The 19820-nt window shown below is 60.9% G+C and carries 18 protein-coding genes; 11 read left to right on the top strand and 7 right to left on the bottom strand.

Features of this window, described 5'->3' with window-relative positions; all coding sequences use genetic code 11:
* The first annotated feature begins 1 nt into the window (after window position 1).
* From FHT75_RS11765 to FHT75_RS11785, 5 genes are read left to right on the top strand one after another with little or no spacing between them, the layout of a single operon-like run.
* On the top strand, window positions 2–1150 hold the full coding sequence (locus FHT75_RS11765) for a YcaO-like family protein (RefSeq protein WP_183844789.1): 1149 nt from the start codon (window positions 2–4) through the stop codon (window positions 1148–1150).
* The gene (locus tag FHT75_RS11770; protein WP_183844788.1) at window positions 1143–1907 is read left to right on the top strand and encodes a TfuA-like protein; all 765 of its coding nucleotides are present in this window, start codon (window positions 1143–1145) and stop codon (window positions 1905–1907) included. The genes FHT75_RS11765 and FHT75_RS11770 overlap by 8 nt, the downstream gene beginning before the upstream one ends.
* Window positions 1908–1961: 54 nt before the next feature.
* Complete coding sequence (locus FHT75_RS11775) at window positions 1962–3170, top strand: hypothetical protein (RefSeq protein ID WP_210299059.1); 1209 nt, start codon at window positions 1962–1964, stop codon at window positions 3168–3170.
* A 19-nt stretch (window positions 3171–3189) separates the two neighbouring features.
* Complete coding sequence (locus FHT75_RS11780; RefSeq protein WP_047612795.1) at window positions 3190–3666, top strand: hypothetical protein; 477 nt, start codon at window positions 3190–3192, stop codon at window positions 3664–3666.
* A 23-nt stretch (window positions 3667–3689) separates the two neighbouring features.
* A complete protein-coding gene (locus tag FHT75_RS11785; protein WP_097595652.1) occupies window positions 3690–4055 on the top strand; it encodes a hypothetical protein in 366 nt (121 codons plus the stop codon).
* Window positions 4056–4152: 97 nt separating this feature from the next.
* On the opposite strand, the gene FHT75_RS11790 is transcribed toward FHT75_RS11785, so the two are convergent.
* The 6 genes from FHT75_RS11790 to FHT75_RS11815 form a co-directional block, all read right to left on the bottom strand.
* Window positions 4153–5523, bottom strand: coding sequence for an alpha-glucosidase/alpha-galactosidase (locus FHT75_RS11790; protein ID WP_047614861.1), 1371 nt, complete (start codon window positions 5521–5523; stop codon window positions 4153–4155).
* A 22-nt stretch (window positions 5524–5545) separates the two neighbouring features.
* Window positions 5546–7213 (bottom strand): ABC transporter ATP-binding protein, encoded by a 1668-nt coding sequence (locus tag FHT75_RS11795; RefSeq protein WP_047612786.1) that lies wholly within the window; start codon window positions 7211–7213, stop codon window positions 5546–5548.
* 10 nt (window positions 7214–7223) lie between these two features.
* The gene (locus FHT75_RS11800) at window positions 7224–8360 is read right to left on the bottom strand and encodes an ABC transporter permease (RefSeq protein ID WP_047613456.1); all 1137 of its coding nucleotides are present in this window, start codon (window positions 8358–8360) and stop codon (window positions 7224–7226) included.
* Window position 8361: 1 nt separating this feature from the next.
* Window positions 8362–9369 carry an ABC transporter permease gene (locus FHT75_RS11805; protein WP_047613455.1) on the bottom strand — a complete coding sequence of 336 codons (1008 nt, stop codon included), beginning with the start codon at window positions 9367–9369 and terminating at the stop codon, window positions 8362–8364.
* 173 nt (window positions 9370–9542) lie between these two features.
* Window positions 9543–11630 (bottom strand): ABC transporter substrate-binding protein, encoded by a 2088-nt coding sequence (locus FHT75_RS11810; protein ID WP_047612783.1) that lies wholly within the window; start codon window positions 11628–11630, stop codon window positions 9543–9545.
* A 122-nt stretch (window positions 11631–11752) separates the two neighbouring features.
* Complete coding sequence (locus tag FHT75_RS11815; protein ID WP_047612781.1) at window positions 11753–13219, bottom strand: alpha-glucosidase/alpha-galactosidase; 1467 nt, start codon at window positions 13217–13219, stop codon at window positions 11753–11755.
* A 245-nt stretch (window positions 13220–13464) separates the two neighbouring features.
* On the opposite strand from FHT75_RS11815, the gene FHT75_RS11820 reads away from it, so the two are divergent.
* On the top strand, window positions 13465–14307 hold the full coding sequence (locus FHT75_RS11820; protein ID WP_047612778.1) for an AraC family transcriptional regulator: 843 nt from the start codon (window positions 13465–13467) through the stop codon (window positions 14305–14307).
* Between the two features lie 19 nt (window positions 14308–14326).
* On the opposite strand, the gene FHT75_RS11825 is transcribed toward FHT75_RS11820, so the two are convergent.
* Window positions 14327–15388: a class I SAM-dependent methyltransferase gene (locus tag FHT75_RS11825; protein WP_047612777.1), complete on the bottom strand. Its 1062-nt coding sequence runs from the start codon at window positions 15386–15388 to the stop codon at window positions 14327–14329.
* Window positions 15389–15716: 328 nt separating this feature from the next.
* Here FHT75_RS11825 and FHT75_RS11830 point away from each other — a divergent pair, with 328 nt between their 5' ends.
* The 5 genes from FHT75_RS11830 to FHT75_RS11850 all read left to right on the top strand — a co-directional run bounded on the left by FHT75_RS11830 (window position 15717) and on the right by FHT75_RS11850 (window position 19466).
* Entirely contained in the window at window positions 15717–16037 is a 321-nt protein-coding gene (locus FHT75_RS11830) for a helix-turn-helix domain-containing protein (RefSeq protein ID WP_047612775.1), read from the top strand.
* A gap of 3 nt (window positions 16038–16040) precedes the next feature.
* Window positions 16041–16301 (top strand): hypothetical protein, encoded by a 261-nt coding sequence (locus tag FHT75_RS11835; protein WP_047613454.1) that lies wholly within the window; start codon window positions 16041–16043, stop codon window positions 16299–16301.
* A gap of 9 nt (window positions 16302–16310) precedes the next feature.
* A complete protein-coding gene (locus tag FHT75_RS11840) occupies window positions 16311–16550 on the top strand; it encodes a hypothetical protein (protein ID WP_047612774.1) in 240 nt (79 codons plus the stop codon).
* The gene (locus FHT75_RS36375) at window positions 16435–16779 is read left to right on the top strand and encodes a hypothetical protein (protein ID WP_080759866.1); all 345 of its coding nucleotides are present in this window, start codon (window positions 16435–16437) and stop codon (window positions 16777–16779) included. Before FHT75_RS11840 ends, FHT75_RS36375 begins: the two co-directional genes overlap by 116 nt.
* 125 nt (window positions 16780–16904) lie before the next feature.
* Window positions 16905–19466: an FAD-dependent oxidoreductase gene (locus FHT75_RS11850; protein WP_097622684.1), complete on the top strand. Its 2562-nt coding sequence runs from the start codon at window positions 16905–16907 to the stop codon at window positions 19464–19466.
* Window positions 19467–19820: the final 354 nt, after the last annotated feature.

Here is a 19820-nt window from a genome sequence, read left to right on the forward strand (position 1 = left end):
GATGGAGAACGGGGTGCTCGACAACATCTTTGATGCCCCTAACCTCTCGCCCCCTGATCCCTGGCAGACGGTGCAGCGCATCCTGGCCAGCAAGCACGAATACGGGATCACCAGGCTGGGCTCGGTCACGGAACTCGACCGGATCGGGATCCCCGTCGTCCAGGTTGTCAGGCCGCGGTCCCTTTCCGTCGCCGTCAGCCAAGGCAAGGGTTTGAGCTTGCCGCTTGCGGCGATATCGGGCCTGATGGAATCCCTGGAGGGATGGGCCTCGGAGCGGATTGCCCCGGAGCGCGTCTTCGGAGCGCCTTTCCGCGGGATGAACGAGCAGAAATTCTGGTCGCACCTCGGCGTCGGACGAGAGGCGGAGAGGCTTTCCTGGATCGAGGGGCTGGATCTCTTTTCAGGCCGGAGAACCCCTGTCCCGCTTGCCCTTGTCGACTCCGCCTACACCCTCCCCTCGCCTCATCCGCATTGGATGCCGAGAGACACAACGGGTCTGGCGGCCGGCACCAGCCTGCAAAGCGCGGCCTTGCATGCCTGCCTGGAGATTCTGGAGCGGCAGGCGCGATGCACGGCGATGAAGACGCCCCATTTCTTCGACCGCTTCCAGATCGACTCGCGCTCCGTCCGCTCAGGCAGCGCCGGGGAGATCATGCAACGGCTGGCCAAGGCGGGTTTCGTCGTCGGCATCTGGAAAATCCCGGCGTCGCATGCGCTGCCGATCTACTGGTGCCACGTGATGGAAGATGCCGGCCGCGCCCCCTTTGCGCCCTTGCCGGCCGAAGGCTTCGGCTGCGACTTCAGCCACGATCGGGCGCTGACGAGCGCATTGCTCGAAGCGTGTCAATCGCGGCTGGGGGTGATTTCGGCTGCGCGCGACGATATCAGCAGCGAAGTCTACGCATATGCCGATGCTTCGGAGCTCGCCGCTTGGCGCGCGCAACTCGTAAAGGGCGGCAGCTCCTACCTTCCCGATGAAGGTCATGGCGCCAGCGGCCGCCCCATCCTGGCGATCGTCGAGGCGTTGAGGCTGGCCGGCGCGAAGGCGGCGATCCTTGTGGTTCTTCATTCCGACGATCGCGTCCCTCTTCACGTCGTCCGGGTGGTTGCCCCTCCGCTAGAAACAAATCCGGAGGCGGATCTTGCGTGACGATATCGTGGTCTTTCTCGGCCCCACCCTCTCCGCGACGGAAGCGCACAAATATCTGGAGGCGATCTATCTGCCTCCCGTCGGCTGCGGCGATGTCGTGCGCGCCGTGGCGGACTACGCGCCATCGGCGGTCGTGCTGATCGACGGCGTCTTCGCGCAGCGCCCCGCCGTTCGCCACCAGGAAATTCTCTGGGCGATGGCCCGAGGGCTCCGCCTATACGGTGCGGCCAGCATAGGCGCGCTCAGAGCAGCGGAGCTCGCTCCCCAGGGAATGATCGGGCATGGACTGATCTACCGGTGGTACAGACGGCACTCGCTCGCCGACGATGCCGACGTCACGGTGCCGATGGCTCCCGTCGAACTGGGCTCGCGCGCATTGGGTGATGCTCTCATGGACATCAGGCTCAGCCTGAAAAAAGCGGAACGCGTCGGGGTCATCGAAAGACGACTGAGACATCAGCTTGAGTCACTGGCACGCTCGCTCCACTTCAGCGAAAGGTCGTTCGCCAGGCTTTTCGCAGCGGCAGAAAACAATCTCAGCGCTGCCAACCAGATCGCAGTTCTAAAGGCGTGGCTGAAAGCCGGAGCCATAAACCAGAAGCGAACCGACGCTGTAAATCTCCTGAGATATCTGGCCGATCACAAGATAAATGGTCTGAAAAAATCTCCTTCTTTCGAATTTGAACTTACGGAATCATTCGCCAATGACATGGAGTACTGTGGAATGCTCGACACGCTATTGTCGAAATGCCCGTAGTACTGGTATAGTGAAAGATCGCTCGGCGTTGGGCAGAGAGCGGTGGGGGCAGCTTTGGATGCCATCACACATTCGCAGGGAGCAGGCGACGGGTCGGCTTTGGAGCGGCCGCTCGGAACGCGTTTCCTTGTCTTTCCGCAGCCATCCTTCATTCCCGGTTATGAAAAGCCCGAAGTGGTGTGGATCGGACCTTCGGGGGGACCCATCCTGGCAGGGCCGTCCGACAGCCGGATCTATGTGGCAAATCCCATCGAACCGAAATCGCCCTATGCCGCGCCTTATATCCCTCCCTATCCCGGCCTTTTGCAGCCGCCCGCAGAGCCCGGCCCCGACGGGCATTTCGATCACATAGGGCCTGGCTCGCCGGCATTTCTTTCAACCCACAGCTATGCCTGCGCCCGCCGGGTTCTCGATATCTGCGAGGGCTATGCCGGGCGCCCGATCAACTGGTTCTTCGAGCCGACGCTGGAACGGCTGGAAATCGTTCCCCGCATTCCCCATTGGCAGAATGCGCAATCCGGCTTCGGCTTTCTGGAGCTCGGCGAAAGCGAACCGGAAGGCCCGACATCCTGTTTCGCGCTGAATTTCGACGCGGTTGCCCATGAAATGGGACATCTCATTTTGCTGAGCGAACTTGGGATCCTCGAAGGCGACGGATCCGGCAGCGACTTCTTTTCCTACCACGAAGCGATCGCCGATTTCATATCGCTCCTGGGGATGCTGCAATTCGATACCGCGCTGGACCGGCTGCTTCGCCGCACAAGAGGCAACCTGCTCCTGCACAACGAACTCGACAAATTTGCCGAGCTCAGCGACGAAAAGCAGCTCAGATCGCTCAACAACTCGCTTCGTGTCAGTGATGTCAGCCAGGAAGTGCACGACCAGTCGAAGCCCTTTGCGGCAGGCCTCTTCGACTGCCTGATCGAGGTCTACCAATCACTGCTGTTCGAGCGCGGACTGTCGAAGATCAATCCCAGGAAGTTCAGCGACCTTCGCCAGCAGATGGCGCCGGCGCTGATAGAAGAAGGATTTCGGGCATCGGCGACATCCTATGAGCTGACGCATTTCGCCGCGAAAGCCGCCCTGCAGGAGGCGCGCGACGTGATCGGCGAGGCGGTCACCCGTTCCTGGACATATCTCGACCCGGATAGTCTGACCTTCGAGGCTGCGGCTTCGGCCTTTCTCGAGGCCGCCTGGCGGGGGCGCGGGCGCGCTTATATCGACCAGCTCGAAGATTGCATGAGGTGGCGCGGCATTCTTTAACCAAAGACGGGAGGCATCGATGATAGACGACAGCGTTCCAGCACCTTCACTTCCTGGACTCCCCTACGTGGCGGGCCAGATCATACTCTACGGCGTAGACTTAAACGACACCAATCGCATTACGCACCTGGATGTCGGGATGGCGGGAAAGGCGGAACTGCAGATAAAACTCGCAAGCGGAGTCGGCATAACGGGATCGACGGTCCTCGCTTACGGCTATGCGTTCGAGGGTCACTGCTACAGGCTGGATTCCAACCGCATTTTCGTTGTCACAGGTCCGCATGCCGAGCCTGCAGCCGGCTGCGGCTTTGACCCCGCGTTGGGGTACAAAATGTGGCGGCTGACGGCATCCACACAAATCCTGGAGATCTCGACGGCTTTCGGCGACGCCAGGACGCTTATTCTGGATGCCCAGTTGCCCGGCAAGAGGTCTCCGAGCTCCTACGCTATCACACTCAGAATGGCCCATCGCAACGGTCGCCTCAGCAACGATTAAACTTCCAACGGGGGAGAACAATCATGCCATGTGACGTGACAATAGATGTGACGGAAGCGCTCACCGCTTTCACAGTGGACGATGGGCTTAGTCCCTACGTGGACAAAAACAATCAAAAGCTTGAGAACTTAGCTGTGGGGGCCGCAACCTTCGACATATCGGTTGCGCTCGATAGCAACAATGAAGCTATGGTCTTCGTCCGGGCGACGGATACCAAATCCACAAAGTGGATCTTCAAATACAGCATTCCCGATGAACTCGATGGCGGGGGTAAGATCTATGTTCCCAAGAGAGTGCCGACATCGCAAGCCGCATCGCAGGCGGACCTCGATAAGCTTGCGCAAGAGGTCGAGAGCTTGAAGGAGAGTATTGCAGGCGGTCCAAGGTAGCGAGTTACACATCCCCGCCGTCCCGCCAATTATACGCAAAAACCCCGCGGTGTGTTGCCACCGCGGGGCTCTTTGACGCCCGACCCGGGAGAGAGGGTCAGGCAGCCTGAACCTTGCGGCTGGTGCGCGCCCATTCGGGCAGCCAGTCGCCGTGGGTGGCGAGCAGATCGTCGACCAGCGACCAGATTTGGTCGAGGTCGAGTTCGGCTGCCGTATGCGGGTCCATCATCGCGGCGTGGTAGATGTGCTCGCGATTTTCCGTCATCAGCGCCTGCACCGTCAGTTCCTGCACGTTGATATTGGTGCGGATCAGCGCCGTGAGCTGCGGCGGCAGGTCGCCGATGAAGGTCGGCTGGATGCCGGAGGCATCGACCAGGCACGGCACTTCGGCGGCGCAGTTGGTCGGCAGCGAGGTGATGCAGCCGTTGTTGCGGACATTGCCGTAGATCACCGAGGGTTCGCCGGTCCAGACCGAGTTGATGATCGAGGAGGCATATTCCTTCGACGGCTGAACCTCGATCTTGTCGGCCGAACGATAGGCCTCCGCCTGCCCCTTCCAGCGCTCGATCTGCTCGATGCAGCGTTTGGGATATTCATCGAGCGGGATGCCGAATTTCTCGATCAGGTCCTCGCGGCCCTCCTTGATGAAATAGGGCGTGTATTCGGCGAAATGCTCCGAGCTTTCGGTGACGAAATAGCCGAGCCGGGTCAGCATCTCATAGCGCACCTTGTTCGGGCAGCGCGGGTTCCAGCCGGGCTTCGGCGCCCTGCCCTCGCGATAGCCGCGCAGGAGATCGGGATAGAGGTTGCGATAGGACCCGTCCGGCTGGCGATGCTCGAATTTGAGATAGAAGGCCATGTGGTTGATGCCGGCCGCGCGGTAGCGGATCTCCTCGTAGGGAATGTCGAGGTCGTGGGCCAGCTCCATCGCCGTGCCCTGCACCGAATGGCAGAGACCGACCTGGCGAATTGTCGGGTATTTCTCCGATATCGCCCAGGTGTTGATCGCCATCGGGTTGACATATTGCAGCATGATCGCCTCGGGGCAGACGGCGAGCATGTCCTCGCAGACCTTCCAGAGATGCGGCACGGTGCGAAGCCCGCGCATGATGCCGCCGACGCCGAGCGTATCGGCGATCGTCTGGCGCAGGCCGTATTTCTTCGGCACCTCGAAATCGGTGACCGTGCAGGGCTCATAGCCGCCGATCTGGAAGGCGACGACGACGAAATCGGCGCCGGCAAGCGCCTTGCGCTGGTCGGAATAGGTCTCGGCCTTCGCCTTCACGCCGAGCGTCGAGATCAGCTTGTTGACGACGATGGCGCTTTCTTCCAGCCGCTGCGGGTTGAGATCCATCAAGGCGATCGTCGCGCCCGACAGGGCCGGACGCTGAAGCACGTCGCCGACGATGTTCTTCATGAAGACGGTGGAGCCAGCTCCGATGAACGTGATTTTGGGATTTGCTGCCATTATAACCTCCGGCATTCGGCAATCATGCTACCTCGAAAGCGGCTTTGACGAGCCGTTCGGTGTAGGCGGTCTTGGGATGGGATAGAACTTCGTTGACGGGGCCCTCTTCGACGATCTTGCCATGCTGCATGACGATGACGCGATGGCAAAGAGCCCTGACGACCTTGAGATCGTGGGAAATGAACAGGTAGCTTAGGCCCCGCTCGTCCTGCAGCTTGCGCAGGAGTTCGATGATCTGCGCCTGGACGGAAAGGTCGAGCGCTGATGTCGGCTCGTCGAGCAGAATGAATTCCGGCTCGAGCGCGATGGCGCGGGCAATGGCGATGCGCTGGCGCTGGCCGCCGGAAAATTCGTGCGGGAAACGCGACAGGATATTGCCGGGCATGCCGGCGGCAATCAGTGCTTCGCGCACCCGGTCCTGCCGTTCGGCCTTGGTCGCCCCCAGCCTGTTGACGACGAGACCTTCCTCGATGATCTGGCCGATCGTCATGCGCGGGTTGAGCGATGAGAAGGGATCCTGGAACACCACCTGCATGCGGGCGCGCAACGGCCGCATCTCGGCTCGGGAAAGGCCGTGGATCGGCTGATGGTCGAAATGGATCTCGCCGCTCTCGGGCGTGTTCAACCGCAGGATCGCCTGGCCGAAGGTCGTCTTGCCGGAGCCGGATTCGCCGACGAGACCGAGCGTCTCGTGACGGCGCAGCGTCAGGTCGAGGCTGTCGACGGCGACAAGCTCACGCATCGCCGGCTTGAGAAAGGTACCGTGACGCATCATGAAGGCGACGCGCACGCCCTTGGCATCGAGGATGACATCCGATCCCTCCGGCAGCGGATTGGCCTGGCCGCGCGGCTCTGAGGCAAGCAGATGCTTGGTATAGGCGTCCTGCGGATTGGCAAACAGAGCTTCGGTGGTGTTGTGCTCGCGCACTTCGCCAAGCTGCATCACATAGACGTAATCCGAGAACTGCCGCACCACGGTCAGATCGTGAGTGATGAGGATGACGGCCATCCCCAACTCCTTCTGCAGGTTGCGGATCAGGTTCAGGATCTGCGCCTGCACGGTGACGTCGAGCGCCGTCGTCGGCTCGTCGGCAATCAGCACGTCCGGATCGTTGGCAAGCGCCATGGCGATCATCACGCGCTGGCGCTGCCCGCCGGAGAGCTGATGCGGATATTGCATGAGCCGCGCGGCAGGATCAGGGATCTGCACATGTTCGAGCAGTTCGAGCGCACGCTTTTGCGCATCCCTCTTGCTGATCCGGCGATGGACGCGGATCGCTTCGACGATCTGGCTACCGATCGTATAGATCGGGTTCAGCGAGCTCATCGGCTCCTGGAAGATCATCGAGATGCGATCGCCGCGCAGCTTGCGGCGCGCCCGCTCGGAGAACTTCAGGATATTGCTGCCGTCATAGGCGACCGTCGATGCCTCGGAGACGACGGCGCGCTTCGACAAGAGCCCCATCACCGTTCGCGCCGTCACCGATTTGCCCGAACCGGATTCGCCGACGATCGCGATCGTCTCGCCGCGATAGAGCTGGAAGGAGACGTCCTTGACGGCTTCGACCATGCCGTCTTCGACCTTGAAATTCACCGCCACATTGCGGGCGTCGATGATGGGCGTGTCCGAACGGCCATCATGGTCGTGGCGGACGGGCGGGGCGAAGGAATTGACCAGTGCAAGAGCCATATCAATCACCTCAATAAGGATCGACCGCGTCGCGCAGTCCGTCGCCAAGCGCATTGAATGCGAAGACGGTGACGAGCACGAAGCCGACGGGGGAGAGAATCCAGGGATAGGAGCCGATCACCGAATAGGTCGCCGTATCCTGCAGCATCAGCCCCCAGGAAATCAGTGGCGGCTTGACCGCGAAGCCGAGGAAACCCAGGAAGGATTCCAAGAGCACGACGCTCGGTATGGCGAGCGTCACCGCGACGATGACATGACTCATCACGTTCGGGAAGATGTGCTGCATGATGATGCGCATGTCGGTGGCGCCGACGGCCATCGCCGCCCGGACATAGTCGATACGGGCGAGCGCCAGCGTCTTGCCGCGCACCTCGCGCGACATCTGCGCCCAGCCGAGCGCCGACATGACGGCGATGACGAAGGCAAGGAAGACGTTGGTCGGCGCCGTCACCGGGATGAGCGAGGTCAGCGCCAGATAGAGCGGCAGTTGCGGGAAGGCGAGCACCAGTTCGACGAAACGCTGCAACCAGATATCGAATGTGCCGCCGAAATAGCCGGACACCATTCCGACGGTCGTGCCGATGATGGTGACGATGAAGACCACCGTCAGGGCGATCGTCAGCGAAATGCGCGAGCCGATGATGGCGCGCGACAGCACGTCGCGGCCGAACTTGTCGGTGCCAAGAAAATGCACCGGCTGGCCGTCAGTCGAGCCGAAGAAATGCCGGTTGGCCGGGATCAGGCCGAAAAGCCGGTATTCAGCGCCCTTGACGAAGAAGCCGAGCAGCCGCGGGTTGTCGTAATCCACGCCAACGATCGGCTGGAAGGTGACCGGGTCGAGCTCCTCGGAATCCGACAGCGCATAGACACGCGGCTGGAAGACGAAACCTCCGTCCTTGTCGTGGAAGCTGATCATCTGCGGCGGCGCGAAGCCGACATCGGTTGCCTTCGGGTCCATCGGCGCAAAGAAATCGGCAAAGATCGCCATGACGATCAGGAGCACGACGAGCACCAACCCTGCCATGCCGGTCCAGGAGCGTCTCAGCCGGCGCCAGACAAGTGCGATGTAGCTTTCATGCCCACGCGATGGCTTGTTGATGGAAAGTTCTGTCGTCGGCGGAGGCGGCGCGGAGTCGAAAGCCAGCATCTCAGGCTCCTCCATACTGGCGGACACGGGGATCGAGCAAAGCGAGCAGCATGTCGGCGATGATGTTGCCGACGATCAGCGTCGCCGACAGCACCATCATGAAGGTGGCGGTGACATAGACGTCGCCGACCGCCATCGAGCCGACGATCGCCGGGCCGACGGTGGGCAATGCGAAAATGATCGCGGTTTCGATCTCGCCGGTCAGCATGTAGGGCAGCACGACGCCCTGGTACATCACCAGCGGGTGCAGCGCGTTCGGCACCGCATGGCGCATCACCACGGCGGCGCCGGAAAGCCCCTTGGCCTTGGCCGTCTCGACATATTGGGCATTCAGCGTATCGAGCAGATTGCCGCGCATGACGCGCATATTGTAGGCGAGCCCGCCGAAGGTGGCGATCGCCACGACCGGCCAGACATGGCGAACCAGATCAGCGAATTTCGCCCAGGACCAGGGCGCCCCGCCATATTGCGGCGAGAAGAAGCTGCCGATTTCGGAGACGTTAAGCTGGAAGACCAGCAGATAGACGATGATCAGCGCCATCAGGAAGCGCGGCACCGTCATGCCGAGGAAGGAAATCGCCGAAAGCGTGCTGTCGATCCAGCTATACTGTCGCGTCGCCGCCCAGATGCCGAAGCCGATGCCGAGCACCGAGGCAAAGAGATGGCAGACGAGCGCCAGAAGCAATGTCCGCGGCAGGCGTTCACCGACGACATCGGCGACCGGCTTGTTGTAAAACATGCTGTAGCCGAAATCACCGCGGGTCACTATACCGCCGATCCAGTTGACGTATTGGATGACCAGCGGCTTATCGAGGCCGTGCTCGACCCTGTAGAGCTGTGCCTGCGCTTCGGCCTGGGCATAAGATGCGCCGCCCTGGTTGATCAGCTGGGATCTTATATAATCGGCGTAGTCGCCGGGCGGTGCCTGGATGATCGCGAAAGTCACCACGCTCAGGATGAAGAGAATGGGGATCGCAGAGGCTATGCGCACGAGCAGGAATCGTAACATCGAACGGTTCGCTTCTCCTTGCCGCCAGTCGCTGCTTGTCAGCGCGGCCGGCTTGTTGGTCATATCAGGCCGCGCGCCACGCGCGGCCTGAATCTCACTTCAGCTGGGAGGGAACTCTCCGGCGTCGCATCACACGCGACGCGCTCTAGCTCTTTGTGTCCTGATGACACGCATCAGTTGATCGGGCCCTTGTCGCCGGGCTTGCCGGGCAGCTGCTCGGGGAACAGCTCGTATTTGCCCTGCTTGTCGGCAGCCACCCACACGCGTTCGCGGATGATGGAGTCTTCAGCCCAGTTGAACATGAAGATCGGCGTACCCTGGGGCACGTTGGAGAACCGCTTGTTGATGATCAGCGCGCCCGGATATTCTGTCAGGCCGACGGTGTTGACGTGCTCCGTCGAGATCTTCTGATACTGCTTCATCAGATCGACGCGCTCGTCATTACTCTGGCTCGTCGTGAACTTGTTGACGACATCGACAAGTTCCTTTTCGAACGGCATCAGATCGAGCTGATCGTCCTTGCCGGCACGATGGTGCCAGCTGGTGCGCGGACCGACAGGGGCAAGCTGTTCGGTATTCTGCACCACCGACGACAGTTCCGTCGTATTGCGCTGGATCAGCCAATCAAAGCGGCCGGCATAATGCGCTTCGTCGCGCTTTGCACCGTCGAGCCCATTGAGGATGACCTTCAATCCGAGCTTTTCCATCTGGCCGACGACACCTTCGGCGAGGCTCTTGTCTGTCGTGTAGTCGTTGTTGACGAGCATGACGATTTCGACATTCTTGCCGCCTTGCGTGCCGGACGGGAAGTTCACGATGCCGTCGCCATCCGTATCCTTGAGGCCGGCCTTGGCGAGTTCCGCCTTGGCACCCTTAAGATCATAGGGGTAGTAAACGGTCGAGTTGCGGTCGTAGAAGCTGGTGCCGGAGGAGAGCCCACCGGGATAGATCGCGGTAAACGGTCCCTTGACCAGCGAGTCGCCGATTGCCTTGCGGTCGAGCGCCATGGTGACGGCCTTGCGGAAGTCCTCGTTGCGGTTCAACTCGCGGATCGCCTCACCGCGCTCGTCCGGGTTGCCCCAGCCGTTGGCGGAGAAGTTCATGCGCAGATTGTAGCCGATTAGGCGCGGGCCGAAGGCAAGGCGGGCGGGTGCGGTCTTTTCGGCGGCTCGCTTCAGCGACGCGACGAAGTTTTCCGGCTGCTCGAGGTTCGAGATGTCGGCGGATCCGGCCACGGCCTGAACGTCACGGTCGGCCCAGGTCGAGAGCTTGTAGTGCAGCTCATTCAGATAGGGCAGTTGATCGCCCTTCTCGTCGACCTTCCAGTAATAGGGGTTGCGGCGCATGACGATGATGTCGTCCGGGCGATATTCGACCGGTACCCAGGCGCCCATCACCGGCATGTTCATGAACTCGGGCGGGAAGGCGTTCTTGAACTGGTCGTAGGTGTTCTTCGAATATTTCGGATGCTTCGACTTCAGGATGTGCGACGGACCCGGGCAGAAATTCGGGTAGGACATCGTGTAGAGATATTGCTTCGGGAAGGCCTCCTTGAAGGTCCATTCGACGGTGTAATCGTCGACCTTCTTCAGCGTCGTGCCGACGCCGAAGGCTTCCGGCGAGGCGCCGCCGCCGAGCGGCGAAACGTTCGGGTCGATGACTTCGTCATCCCAGTAGAACATGATGTCGTCGGCATTGAATGGCGCGCCGTCAGACCATTTGGCGCCTTCGATCAGGTGCATGGTCAGCTTATGGCCGTCTTCGGACCAATCCCAGCTCTTGGCGAGGTTCGGCAGCGGCTCGGTGTCTGAGGCCTGTACCTGGAACAGCGGCGCGGTGCGCGTCAGGCATTCGGAAAGGCCGATATCGATGCCGCCCCAGCCCTGCGTCTGGCCGGCGCCGTAGTTCCAGCCTTCCGGCCGGCCGCCGATGACGTGGCGCATCGTATCGCCGTAGACACCGATGCCGTCGGGCATATTGCCCGTCTTGAAGACCAGCGGCTCCTTCGGCAGCCGGTCCTTGACCGGCGGCAGCTTGCCGGTGGCGACGAAATTTTTCGTGACCCAATCCGGCTCATGATATTCGGGCAGCGCCTTGAACTCCAGGATGGAGTCGCGCGCCACATATTTGATCTTGCCTTCGGCCGGAAAGTCCGCCGGCGCCGGCGGGATGGTTGCCTCGGAAGCATATGCATTCAGCGCCGCGGCCGAGACGCTGAGCGCCAGCCCGGCAAGAATGCCCAGATTGCGGAAATTCATCATCGTTTCTCCCTCTGTTCCGGAGCGCGGGTCACACGGCTCCTTTTCCTCGCACGACATGAAAGCGGGCTTGATGTCATGGATTTCCCTCCCGGAAACCCATGACGACCCAACCTTCACAAAACTTAGACGGCCTGCTTCAGCGCCGCCTTTTCGGCGCGCAACTCCTCGATCGAGCGGACGTTGCGGCGCGCAGCCCCCGCCCAGTCGCGGGTCTGCACCTTCGATTTGGACAGCCGCTCCTTGGCGGCCGGCACGGCATCGGCATATTGCGGCAGCCAACGTGCCTGGGCAACGACCATCTCGTCGACCATCTGCCAGACTTCCTCAGGCGTCGAGACGGCGCCGACCAGCGGATCGTGCAGCACGGCGAGCTTCAGGAGATCGATGTCGCCTGAAACAGCCGCATGCACCGACATGCGCTGGACGTTGATCGAGGCAATGCAGGTGGCGGCACAAGCTTCCGGCAGGGTGACGCCGGAAACCATGTTGATGCCGAAGCGGTCGACGAAGCCGGGCGATTCGATGATCGCATCGGACGGCAGGTTGGTGATGACGCCATTGTTCTTGACGTTGAAATGGCCGCGATAGACCCGGTTCGTCTCCAGCGCCTCCAGGATGTGGCTGGCGTGTTCGTTCGAGCGCTTGGCAGGATCGATCGGCTTGGCGGCCGATTCCAGGAATTGCGGATATTCCGTCTCGAACCAGTTACGCGTTTCGGTGGAGTGGCGGAGATAGCCGCCGGTCTCGCCGTGGATCCAGTCGGACATATCGATCCAGCGGGTGATTTCGTCCGGCCGTTTGCGATACCAGGGCAGGTATTCCGAGAGATGGCCGTTGCTTTCCGTGGAATAGACGCCGAAACGCTTCAGCACGTCGATGCGCAGCTTCTCCTGCTGCGAATAGACGGGGTGCGCCTCGAAGGCGGCAACCAGCTCGTCCTTGCCGATCTTGCGGCCGTTGAGGCGCAGGTCGATGAACCAGGTCTGGTGGTTGATGCCGGAGCAGATGTAATCGAGTTCGCTCACCGACTTGGCGCCCAGCACCTCGGCGATCTGTTCGGCGCCGTGCTGGACACCGTGGCAGAGGCCGACCGTGTCGACCTTGCCGTATTCGATCGCCGCCCAGGTGTTCATCGCCATCGGGTTGGCATAGTTCAGGAACTTGGCACCCGGCTCGGCGACTTCCCTGATGTCCTTGCAGAAGTCGAGGATCACAGGGATGTTGCGCTGGCCATAAAGGATGCCGCCGGCGCAGATCGTATCGCCGACGCACTGGTCGATGCCGTATTTCAACGGGATGCGGATATCGTCGGCATAGGCTTCGAGGCCGCCGACCCGGACGCAGCTGATGATGTAACGTGCGCCTTCCAGCGCCTTGCGCCGGTCGGTCGTCGCCGTGACTTTCGTCGGCAGTCCGTTCGCCTCGACGACACGATCGAGGATCGCCTTGATCATTTCGAGATTGTGCTCGCTGAGATCCGTCAGCGCGAATTCGATGTCGCGAAACTCGGGAACGCACAATATGTCGGTAAACAGCTTCTTGGTGAAGCCAACGCTGCCCGCACCGATGATAGCGATTTTGAAACTCATGATCTTCACCTCGACCCAATCGAATGCTAGAGAAAAGATGGCTATGGAGGATCAGGCCGCATGCCGGCGCATGTGGTTGAAAAAGCCGTAAAACTGCCTGTTTTCCTCCCGGCCGCTCTAATCGGCCGTGGTCTCTTCCTTCTTGTCGACCGGGATTATGCCCGAAATCGTCGGGGCGACCAGAGAAGGATTATGCTTTCAGGGGTAATTTTGTGCTGCAGGATTTAATTGCCAATGGACAGTCGATGAGGACGGTTTCGCTGCCCCGCGGCCGCCAGCGATTGCACGCCATGCCGACCAGTACCGGCTATGAGGTGCGCGAGAACGAGACCTATGACTGGGATGGCCGACGGCGCGGCCAGACGCCCTTCACGGTGCTGCAGCACACGATCAGCGGCAGCGGTCGGCTGCGCTACCAGAACCGCAATTATCGGCTTCAGGGCGGCGATACGCTGCTGGTGCTCGTCCCGCACAATCACCGCTACTGGCTGGAGAAGGGCGACCGCTGGGAATATTTCTGGATCTCGATGAATGGCGAGGAGACGCTGCGCATCCATCAGCTGGTGCTTTCCACGTCAGGCCCGGTGTTGAAGCTGCAGCCCTCGACCATCGATCATCTCGCCGATTGCAGCCTGCGCCTCGTCAGAGGCGCGACGTCGCCAGGTGCTGCCTCGGCGATCGCCTATGAGGCGGCCATGGCGCTCTACGACGACGTCTTCGGCTCGCCGGCCTTTGCCGCCGAGCTCAGCCTGATGCAGCCGGTGATCGACCATATCAACGCCAATCTCGACAAGCCGCTGCCGGTCAGCGAACTCGCCGGCATCGTCGGCCTCAGCCGCGCGCATTTCTCGCGCAGCTTCGCCGAAAGCGAGGGCATGCCGCCCGCCGAATTCGTGCTGCAGCAACGCCTGCAGCGTGCCGTCAAGCTTCTGACCAAGGCCGACTTCCTGCCGGTCAAGGAAGTCGCCATCATGTGCGGCTTCGAGGACGCCAACTATTTCTCGAAAGTCTTCCGCCGCGTCTACGGCACCAATCCGACGGAATTCCGCACGACGGGCATGTATGCCAGCATCGGCAAGCTGAAATAGCGGATCATCCCAAATCGCGTCAGGCCCGCACCTCGAACACCATGTTGAATGGTGTTTCCGTCGCCCGCCGGAAATGTGTGAACCCGGCGTCGAGCGCCACCTTTCGAAGCTTCATTTCTCCCGCCTGTGCGCCGAGCCCGAGCCCGACCTCCTGGGAGAGCGATGCTGGCGTGCAGATCATCGTCGATGCTCCATAAAAGACGCGGCCGACCGGGTTGAGATTGTCCTTGAGATGGTCATGGGCAAAGGGCTCGACGATCAGCCACGTGCCGTTCGGCCCAAGTGTTTCCTTGACATGCCGGCCGGCGCCGACCGGATCGCCCATGTCATGCAGGCAGTCGAACATGGCAACCATATCATAGCCGCCGCCTGGAAATTCCGCAGCCGAGCCCTGCTTGAACGTCACGCGGTCGGCGACACCCGCATCTTCCGCGGCGGCCTTTGCCCTTTCGATCGATGGGCCGTGATAGTCGAAGCCGGTAAAGCGGGACGCGGGATAGGCCTGTGCCATCAGGATGGTCGAGGCGCCATGACCGCAGCCGACATCGGCGACGCTGGCGCCGGCCTTGAGCTTTTCTTCGACCCCCGCAAGCGCCGGAATCCATTCGTTGACGAGATGGCTGTTGTAGCCCGGGCGGAAGAAGCGCTCGGTGCCCCGGAAAAGGCAGGTGCTGTGCTCATGCCAGCCAAGGCCCTTGCCGGTGCGGAAGGCATCGGCGACCTTCGGCTCGTCCATCCACATGGATTGCACGACCTCGAAGGCCCCCACGAAAAAGGCCGGGCTGTTTTCCTCGGCAAACACCATCGCCTGTTCCGGCGTCAGGCTGAAACGATCGGTTTTTTCATCGTAAGCGACATAGTCCGCAGCCGCCTGGGCGCTCAGCCATTCCCTGAGATAACGCTCCTTCACCCCCGTTTTCGCTGAGAGTTGCTGGACGGTCATCGCCGTTCCGTCGGCCATCGCCTTGAACAACCCAACCTTGTCGCCAAGCACGACCAAGGCCCCTGACATGGCCGCGCCGACGTCCCCAACCAGACGACCGACGAGTGCATCGAGTTTTTGCATATCTGGCTCACGCATTGTTACCTCCCGGGTGCGTGATGAAGATAATCTAAATTAGCCTTTAATAATATTCAGTCAATCAACCTTCCCGTTTCACCAGATGAGCGCGGAGTATTGACGATCGAGGGAATGTAAAAGGCGGCGTCAAGGCGCGGCTCCATTCCGGCGCAATTTACGCGTGACTACACAATCCGGGGAGATTGCCATTCTACGAGAAGACCAACGTCAACCGCTCAAAACATCTTGTGTCGTCATGCGCTTGCTCTCATCATCGCTTGTATCGAGATTACATTTTTCATATCATCCGCGGGAAGCAGCGCTGCACTTTTGATGCAAGGTTATTGTTTTGAGCCTATCTTCCGCCCAATGCCGCGCCGCGCGTGCCCTGCTGGCTTGGTCTCAGGACGACCTCTCATCGGCCTCAAAAGTCGCCAAAGCGACGATTGCCAATTTCGAGGCCGGGAAGCGTTCACCCTATGAGCGCACCCTTCAGGATATGAAGCACGCCCTGGAAGGCGGCGGGGTTGTTTTCATCCCGGAAAACGGCGGCGGCGCCGGTGTCCGCCTGGCAAAACGCGCAAGCCCCTCGATCGACACGAATGAGACCGAAACGGTTCAATATGAAGAATATCTCGAAAACGACGCACCGCCCGGTGCGGGTGGCTGAATGATGGCAAAAAAAGAGAAGCTCGAACATTCCGAACTGGCGGGAGAATTCACCGATGACGGGATCACCGTGCTCGTCGATATCTTCCGCACATCGGGCAGCAATGAAGACTGGACGATGGAAGTGGTCACGCAGGCGGAGGATCTGATCCGCTGGGACGAGCCGTTTGCGACCGACCGGGAGGCTTTCGACGAATTCCTGGCCGTCGTCGCCAAGGACGGCATTCGATCGTTTCTCGAAGATGAAGAGCCATCCGTGCATTGAGGAAGATTCGTGAAGAGCATCAATGATCTAGTCGCATCGGCGAAAACCGTCTGCGATCGATACCGGGCCGGTCGGATGGAGCGCGAGACCGTGCGGGAATGGGTTCTCGGACTCGGCGCCTATCCGCCGCCGCATGGCGAGCGTGTACGGGAAGCGGCGGAATGGTTCCGATTGCACAATCGTGAGCCCGTTTCCGAAGATATCGTGCTCGCGGACATCGACCGGCTCAAGGCGATTTCAGCGCCGTGATCCCGGGGCGTGCGAACGACAGGCGGCCGGCTCAGCTCCTGCTTCGCATTTTCCTGGAATAGCTCCAGCCTCGCGGGCTGGCGCAATCACGCCGGTACTCGGCGGCGTAGGACCAATGACGATCATGAGCATGATGCATAATACCGCCATCGCAGCTTTCATGCGAAGAGGTCTGGAGGTTCCGCAGCAGAGCGGTATGGCGCTTCCGTTGAAAGCTGAGCCGCTCTAGCCGCGAAGCGCAGGTCGAGCGCGGCTACTGCAATTCAAGGTGTTGCAGCGTCCTTTGCGCGTCCTATCAGACTCGCGGCGCTGCAGGTAAATTTTAATTCGTCCGATAGGCAGAAGGGACAGTACGTGGCCACATTTCCGGAAAAGGCAAAGGTCGTCATCATCGGGCTCGGCGGTATCGTCGGCGCCTCCATCGCGCATCATCTCGTCGAGCGCGGATGGGACGATATCGTCGGCATCGATAAGTCGGGCATCCCAACCGACATCGGCTCCACAGCCCATGCCTCGGACTTCTGTTACACCACGAGCCACGACTATCTGTCGGTCTGGACCACACAATATTCGATCGATTTCTACGAGAAGATGGGCCACTACGCCCGCATCGGCGGCCTCGAAGTGGCGCGGACCGGCGACCATGCCTGGATGGAGGAAATCAAGCGCAAGCTTTCCTCGGCACGCGCTTTCGGCACGCGCGCCCATTATGTCAGCCCTTCCGAGATCAAGGAAAAGTTCCCGCTGATCGAGGAGGATCAGGTAATGGGCGGCCTTTACGATCCGGATGCCGGCCTCGTCATTCCGCGCTCACAGACCGTTGCCGGCAAGCTGGTCGACGCCGCCGAAAAGGCAGGCAAGCTGCAGGTATTCGGCAACACGCCGGCAAAGTCGCTGATCGTCGAAGGCGGCCGCATCAAGGGCGTCGTCACCCATCGCGGCACGATTATGGCCGACCACGTCATCGTCTGTGCCGGCCTCTGGGGGCGCCTGATCGCGGAGATGGTCGGCGAAGACCTGCCGGTCATGCCGGTCGACCACCCGCTCACCTTCTTCGGTCCCTATAACGAGTTTGAAGGCACAGGCAAGGAAATCGGCTTCCCGCTGCTGCGCGACCAGGGCAACTCCGCCTATATGCGCGATACCGGCGACCCGGCGACGACGGAGGGCGGTCAGATCGAGTGGGGCTATTACGAAGCCACCAATCCGCGCATGTGCCATCCGCGCGATCTTCTCGAAAAACACGAAGCACGCCTTTCGCCTTCGCAGCGCGACCTCGAGATGGAACAGATCATCGAGCCGCTCGAGCGCGCCATGGAACTGACGCCGATCCTCGGCGAACTCGGCTATAACGAAGGTCACTCCTTCAACGGCCTGCTGCAGGTGTCCGCCGGCGGCGGCGCATCCTGCGGCGAGAGCCAGAAGGTGCGTGGTCTCTGGTATTGCGTTGCCATCTGGGTCAAGGACGGCCCAGGCTACGGCAAGCTGATCGCCGACTGGATGACCGATGGCCGGACTGAAATCGATCACAACAGCATCGATTACGCCCGCTTCTATCCGCATCAGTTGACGGAAGAGTTCATCGAAGGCCGCTGCTACGAAGCCGCCCAGAAGATCTATTTCCCGGCCGTTCACACCCGCGAACCCTATGCATCCGGCCGCAACGCCAAGCGCTCGCCCTTCTACGAGCGCGAAAAGGAGCTTGGCGGCTACTTCATGGAACTTGGCGGCTGGGAGCGCGCGCACGGCTACGCCGCCAACGAGCACCTGCTGGAGAAATATGCCGACCGCGTCCCGCTTCGCGAGAATGAATGGGACAGCCGCCATTTCTGGCGCGTGTCGAATGCCGAGCATCTGGCGATGAGCGAGGATTGCGGGATCGTCAATCTCAGCCATTTCCACATGGTCGATATCGAAGGACCCGACCATGTCGAACTGATGGAATGGCTGTGCGCCGCCAAGGTCGGCGGCGATGCAAACATCGGCAAGGGCATTTACACCCACTTCCTCGACGACGAAGGCATGGTGCGCGCCGACTTCACCGTCTTCCGCATGGCCGACCGCTGCCGTCTCGTCAACGGCGCCGATGCCGGCCCGCGCGACCTGCACTACATGAAGCGCGTGGCCCAGGACCGTGGCCTTGACGTCACCATCACGGACGTCTCGGAAAAATTCGTGACGATCGGCATCTGGGGTCCGAACGCGCGCGACACGCTGAAGAAGGCTGTCGCCGATCCGGCCGGGCTCGACCAGGAAAACTTCGCCTTTGCGGCGATCAAGCCGATCGAAATCGCCGGTAAGCCTGTCACCGCCTTTCGCATCTCCTATGTCGGCGAGCAGGGCTGGGAACTGCACATGAAGTATGAAGACGGCCTCGCCGTCTGGGATGCGCTGCGCTCGACCGGCGTGATGGCCTTCGGCGTCGAGACCTATGCAAACTCGCGCCGCATGGAAAAGAGCCTGCGCCTGCAGAATGCCGACCTCCTGACCCAGTACAATCTGATCGAAGCCGATCTCGCCCGTCCGAAGGTCAAGGAAGCCGATTTTCGCGGCAAGGCAAAACATCTGGAATACAAGGCGCGCGAGCACCAGCCGGCCATGCTCTGCACGCTTGTCATGACCGAGAATACCGACAAGTCGGGCGTGAAGCGTTATCCCCTCGGCAACCTGCCGGTTATCGATCCCGCCACGGGAGAGGTTCTGGTCGACGAGCTTGGCCGTCGGTCCTACACGACCTCGATCGCCTACGGCCCGACGGTCGGAAAGAACATTGCCTTGGCCTATTTGCCTTGGTCGCATTGCCAGGTCGGACGCAGGCTGAATATCGAGTATTTCGCCGAGAGTTATCCGGTGGAGGTTGTCGGCGTCGGGTACAAGCCGATCTACGACCCAGAAAATCTGAAGCCGCGCAGCTAGAGCAGCTCAGCTTTTAACGGAGCACCGAACCGCTCTATCATTTTGTTCTTACGCAATTCCGGGCAAATCCGCTTCGCGCTTTGCCTGGAATTGCTCAAAGCACCTCTAGGCAGATGTGGCGCCACAACGGCGGCTTGATAGGCTCGCTCGAAACGCAGATCCGTCATCTGTTCCCGGCGCCCGCAAAAACTTGCTTGGAATTTCGCTGAAACACCGTCGCTGTCACCGTTTCCCAACGTCCATCGCATCGTCAGGGGCGGCTCGGAACGCGCCGCTTTGAGACCAGCCAGCAGCCAATCGCCCAGAGCGTGCCGTGCGCCGCCGAGTGACGTCCGCACCCGTTTCCGACGCTGT

The organism is Rhizobium sp. BK112 (genome assembly GCF_014193215.1).
GTDB lineage: Bacteria > Pseudomonadota > Alphaproteobacteria > Rhizobiales > Rhizobiaceae > Rhizobium > Rhizobium anhuiense.

Bases quoted from the DNA above. Each gene is read 5' to 3' on its own strand.
- FHT75_RS11765 (WP_183844789.1), top strand. From the start codon at position 2: ATGGAGAACGGGGTGCTCGACAACATCTTTGATGCCCCTAACCTCTCG.
- FHT75_RS11780 (WP_047612795.1), top strand. From the start codon at position 3,190: ATGATAGACGACAGCGTTCCAGCACCTTCACTTCCTGGACTCCCCTAC.
- FHT75_RS11785 (WP_097595652.1), top strand. From the start codon at position 3,690: ATGCCATGTGACGTGACAATAGATGTGACGGAAGCGCTCACCGCTTTC.
- FHT75_RS11790 (WP_047614861.1), bottom strand. From the start codon at position 5,523: ATGGCAGCAAATCCCAAAATCACGTTCATCGGAGCTGGCTCCACCGTC.
- FHT75_RS11795 (WP_047612786.1), bottom strand. From the start codon at position 7,213: ATGGCTCTTGCACTGGTCAATTCCTTCGCCCCGCCCGTCCGCCACGAC.
- FHT75_RS11800 (WP_047613456.1), bottom strand. From the start codon at position 8,360: ATGCTGGCTTTCGACTCCGCGCCGCCTCCGCCGACGACAGAACTTTCC.
- FHT75_RS11805 (WP_047613455.1), bottom strand. From the start codon at position 9,369: ATGTTACGATTCCTGCTCGTGCGCATAGCCTCTGCGATCCCCATTCTC.
- FHT75_RS11810 (WP_047612783.1), bottom strand. From the start codon at position 11,630: ATGATGAATTTCCGCAATCTGGGCATTCTTGCCGGGCTGGCGCTCAGC.
- FHT75_RS11815 (WP_047612781.1), bottom strand. From the start codon at position 13,219: ATGAGTTTCAAAATCGCTATCATCGGTGCGGGCAGCGTTGGCTTCACC.
- FHT75_RS11820 (WP_047612778.1), top strand. From the start codon at position 13,465: ATGAGGACGGTTTCGCTGCCCCGCGGCCGCCAGCGATTGCACGCCATG.
- FHT75_RS11825 (WP_047612777.1), bottom strand. From the start codon at position 15,388: ATGCGTGAGCCAGATATGCAAAAACTCGATGCACTCGTCGGTCGTCTG.
- FHT75_RS11835 (WP_047613454.1), top strand. From the start codon at position 16,041: ATGGCAAAAAAAGAGAAGCTCGAACATTCCGAACTGGCGGGAGAATTC.
- FHT75_RS36375 (WP_080759866.1), top strand. From the start codon at position 16,435: ATGGCGAGCGTGTACGGGAAGCGGCGGAATGGTTCCGATTGCACAATC.